This window comes from Catenibacterium faecis (assembly GCF_014306455.1).
GTDB classification, from domain to species: domain Bacteria; phylum Bacillota_I; class Bacilli_A; order Erysipelotrichales; family Coprobacillaceae; genus Catenibacterium; species Catenibacterium mitsuoka_A.
This window is the reverse complement of the sequence record NZ_JACRWG010000094.1, coordinates 1-4,486: the sequence shown is the minus strand read 5'-3', so window position 1 is coordinate 4,486 and position 4,486 is coordinate 1. Positions and strand designations below refer to the sequence as shown.

Annotated in this window: 3 protein-coding genes; all 3 read left to right on the top strand. The window is 38.6% G+C overall.

Annotated elements, in window-relative coordinates; translation table 11 throughout:
- The first annotated feature begins 195 nt into the window (after positions 1 to 195).
- The 3 genes from H8909_RS12525 (at position 196) to H8909_RS12515 (ending at position 4,395) form a co-directional block, all read left to right on the top strand.
- A complete protein-coding gene (locus H8909_RS12525) occupies positions 196 to 1,521 on the top strand; it encodes an ATP-dependent DNA helicase (protein WP_238928299.1) in 1,326 nt (441 codons plus the stop codon).
- Positions 1,522 to 1,676: 155 nt separating this feature from the next.
- The gene (locus tag H8909_RS12520) at positions 1,677 to 2,801 is read left to right on the top strand and encodes a tyrosine-type recombinase/integrase (RefSeq protein ID WP_006426957.1); all 1,125 of its coding nucleotides are present in this window, start codon (positions 1,677 to 1,679) and stop codon (positions 2,799 to 2,801) included.
- Between the two features lie 28 nt (positions 2,802 to 2,829).
- Positions 2,830 to 4,395 carry a tyrosine-type recombinase/integrase gene (locus H8909_RS12515; protein WP_238928298.1) on the top strand — a complete coding sequence of 522 codons (1,566 nt, stop codon included), beginning with the start codon at positions 2,830 to 2,832 and terminating at the stop codon, positions 4,393 to 4,395.
- Positions 4,396 to 4,486: the final 91 nt, after the last annotated feature.

Here is a 4,486-nt window from a genome sequence, read left to right as displayed (position 1 = left end):
TCAGATCACAAAAACAGGTGGAAGATTATGCCGTCATAAAAGGCACATTTTCCACCTGTTTATTAATTTAATTTGCGGTTTTATTAGTTTATATTATGGGTAGAGTTTGCGGTTTAACAGTTCTGTTCGGGAGACTGCCCGAAAAGAGGCTCATGCAGGTATCAGCAGTATCTGGAGCGTTCCAGAGATCATGAAATGTTCATTCAGATCTGTAATCACAATTATCTGCTGGCTGATGGTTATCACAGGCTGCAGGATTACCGCCCGTTATTAAAAGACTACCGAGCATTGATTGTCGATGAAGCACATAAGCTGCCGGATGCGGCAAAGCAGATGTTTGGGAAGAGCCTCTGTTATGACGATATCCGAGAAATCTGCTTTTATCTTGGGAATGAGTACCAAGGCCCGGAGATAAGAAAACTGTCCGGGACGATCCGGATGGTGCTGGACATCATAGGAGAAAACCACAGAACCAGATATGGGATAAAAGAAGAATTCCACATGACAGAAGAGTGTGCAATGTATTTATATGAGGGGATACAGACCATGAATAAGATCATAGAAAAATTAGAAAAGAAGATTCCAAAGTGGATCAGAAACAAGCTGGAAGAAACCAAAAGTGTGCTGGAATGCTTTTTCCATCAGGATAAGAAGTATGTGCTGCATCTGAAGCAGGACCATGACCACCGGATTATATTGTGTGCATCCAGCAGACGGATTCCACAGTATCTGGACCAGATGTTATGGAGCAGAGGAATGGGAGCGATTCTGACAAGCGGAACTTTAAAAACCGGACAGGGATTTTCCCACATTCGGAAAATGACAGGATTACAGAGAGTGCGGAGAGTCCGGGAATATGTGGCAGACTCCCCGTTTGAATATCAGAAGAACTGTCTGTTATATCTGCCAAAGAATTTGAAGACATGCAGAAGAGAAAGTCAGGAAGAGGCAGAGATGATAGCAGGCCATATCCATTCACTGATCTGTTCGACTTACGGGCATACGCTAGTGCTGTTTACATCTTATCATTTGATGGGAAACGTTTACCAGATGTTAAGGGATGAAATTCCGTTCCCGATGATAGAGGTGTGGAGACATTCACCGGAAGAGATCACAAGATTTAAACAGATGGACAATGCTGTCCTTTTTGCAGCCGGCTCCTGTTGGGAAGGAGTAGACTTCCCTGGAGATATGGTATCTTCGCTGATTATAGTAAAACTGCCCTTTGCTGTTCCTGATCCCATCAGTGAAGCACAGAAGAAGGAATATGCCAGCCTGAAAGATTATATTCAGGCAGTGATTGTTCCAGACATGCAGAAAAAACTAAGACAGGGATTCGGACGTGCTCTCCGCACCGAGACAGATACTTGTGTCGTGTCCATTTTAGACGAGCGTGCAGGAGAAGGTGGCAGGTATCATGAGGAAGTAATGTGTGCGCTTCCGAGCTGCAAGATGGCAAAAGATATCAAGGATGTCCAGCACTTTATTCGAAACCGGAAAGGCGTGGAATACTACCTGTAACCGTTCGTGGTTCTGCTACAGAAAAAGCAGATTTTGCACGAAAAGTTTGGTGGTATTTCAAGGGCGTTTTCGGTGGGATTGTTGGTATTGATGAATAGCTATTTCGGCATGAAGTGGGTATACTGTGTATAGCGTTAGAGGAAAGGAGGCAGCTTATGATATACAAGGTGGAAACGATAAAAGATGGAACAGAAAAATATTTTTTCATCAGAAATCTGGAAACAATGAGTATTGAAGAACTGCCAAGTAAATATCTAATGCATAAGATTAAATGTAAACGTTCACCAAATACAGTGAAACGCACAGCATTTTCAATCTGCTATTATATGAAATATATGGCAGAGAAAGAAATGGAACTCACAGAAGTCTATCAGTTAGATTATGAAAAACAGACAGAACACTTTGTGGAATTTTTATACTGGCTTAAAGCCGGAAACCATACAGAGCAAACGGCTGGAGAAAAGAAGTGTCCGAATGAAGGAACCTGCAACGCATACTTAAAAGATGTGTTCAGGTTCTATTTATTTATAGAGGCAGAATATGAACAGTACGGAAGTCTCAAAACCTTATCGTATAACCAGATTATAGCGGTTAATCAGGTGGGAGTAAAAAAGGTACTGCGGAATCATTCTTTTAAAGCCTATCTGAAGGAAGAGGAACATCGTGGGAGAACAGCAAAAGAAAATCAGATTATTACAATTTTACAGGCCTGTACGAACCGAAGAGATCAGCTTCTGTTACTTATGTTAGCAGAAACCGGATACAGAATTGGGGAACTACTGGGAGTAAAATATGTCAAAGATATTGATTATAGGAATCACATGATAAGGGTATGCTTCCGGGAAGATAATGAAAATGAAGCGAGAGCCAAAAATGCGGAATACAGAAGTGCCAAGATAAGTAATGATACGTTTGAATTTCTCATGGATTATCTGGCAAAATATCGGAAAATCCTGCAACATCAGGATTACCTGTTTGTGAATATCATGGGTGAGAACATTGGAAAGCCATTAAGAGTGGACAGTGTATATGATATGTTGGACCGAATGGAAAAGAAAACCGGAGTTAAAATCACACCCCACATGTTACGTCACTATTTTGCAAATATGCGAAAGCAGGCAGGATGGGAACTGGAAATGATCAGTCAGGCATTGGGGCATAAACATTTGGATACGACTATAAAGTATCTGGACTGGCTGGATGATGAACTGATAGAAGCAAGTAATGAGTTTTATGCACAACACACTGCTATTTATGGGGCGGAACGTCTGCTGGAGTAGGGAGGTGTGAGAAATACCTATATATTTATTGCAACAGGCAGAACACATAACAGAATCTGAAGTAGATATTGAGAAGAAAAAGCAGGAACTATATTCAGAAATTGATGCACTTGGAATAAAAAGCGATTCAAGAATTAACAAATTGAAAAAGTTCTTGGCAGATAGAAAAATCTGGCATCTGGAAGAAATGGATTATCCTTTGCGAAATTCGTATGAACAATATTTAAGAGGACAGATACGATCACAAATTGTATCTTTCTATTTGAAAATATATGATACGGTAAAACAACAACATATCTATCAACAAATGCAGACGCTAAATGGAAAGCGGATATATGAATGGAAATATCAAAATAAAATTTATTTTCTGAAGTATTATCCGGAAAAGGAAATAGCTGAGACCTTTGAAACTTCTTATAAAACAAACCTATTGGTGTGGGATTTTACACAAAATTGTTCAGAAGTTTTAAAGAAACAAATTTTTTATACGTTGAGTCGTATCATTGCCAATACTTCAATGTCTAAGGCTTATAGAAATGTCAGGTTAAAATCCTTAAAACTTCTTTATGATTCTTGTGTTCAGTTAAATATTACGGATATTGGATTGCTGGAAATGGAACAAGTGGAAACTATTTTAAAGAATTTTCCCGAAACGAGTCAACGAAGTATTTTAGGTGAATGCAGAAGAGATGCGTTTATGCAGCAGGAACAGATCCAATGGGAAGCAAATGTATGGTATCTGGAACGATTACATCTTGGAAAACATCGGATAGACGAAAGTAAATCCTTAATTAGCATTTCTTTTATGGAAGTCAAGGAAATACAGAATCGAGAAATTTTACAGGCATACATGAAATATGAACTGGGAATTACTGGACAGGCAGTCAGCACGATTGTACGAAGATTTGTATGTATTAGAAATTTTATTGAACTGCTGGAACAAGAAAAGATACTGGCGATTCATGCAACTGTCGCAGAAGTAAAAAAGTATGCAGACGGCTTGCGAGAACGGGGAATACAGGCAAAGGGATTTAATGAAAGAATTTTCGGTATCGGTCATTTTTATAAATTCATGGAAGTTAAACAGTATATTACAAGAATGCCATTCCGAATTGAATATTTCCAACAAAAAGAAGTAATAGTACATCATGATCGTAGCGTTGAGGAAACAGTATATATGGAAATTTTGAAAAAATTATATCTTTTTCCAGAGCGATTACGATGTATGTTCCTACATCTGTGGTGTCTAGGATTACGGGCGAGTGAAGTGTGTACATTGAAAGGAAATGCTTATTATCAGCAGGGCGAGGATTATTGGATTCAGGTGTATCAGGTCAAAATGAAGAATTATAAAAGGATTCCAATCCCACAGGCACTTTATCAGATTATGAAAGTATACTTGAAAAAACATGAAATTCAGCCTGAAGAATTCATTTTTAAAAACAGCAGAGGTGGTGCTTGTCTATATGGTACATTCCGAACTCAGATGATAGAAGCGTGCCGGGAAAATAAGATTGCAAATGGAGAATATTTATTTCAATCACACGATTATCGACATACAGTAGCTGTTAAACCGCAAACTCTACCCATCTGATAACTGCAAATTATATTACCCTATATAATAATGTATTCTTATAGCGACCGCAGTTTATTTCAATCAATAAATCATAGATAAAGAAAAGATG

What these genes read in the sequence shown, in the direction of transcription:
- H8909_RS12525 (WP_238928299.1), top strand. Translation starts at nt 196, where the DNA reads ATGTTCATTCAGATCTGTAATCACAATTATCTGCTGGCTGATGGTTAT.
- H8909_RS12520 (WP_006426957.1), top strand. Translation starts at nt 1,677, where the DNA reads ATGATATACAAGGTGGAAACGATAAAAGATGGAACAGAAAAATATTTT.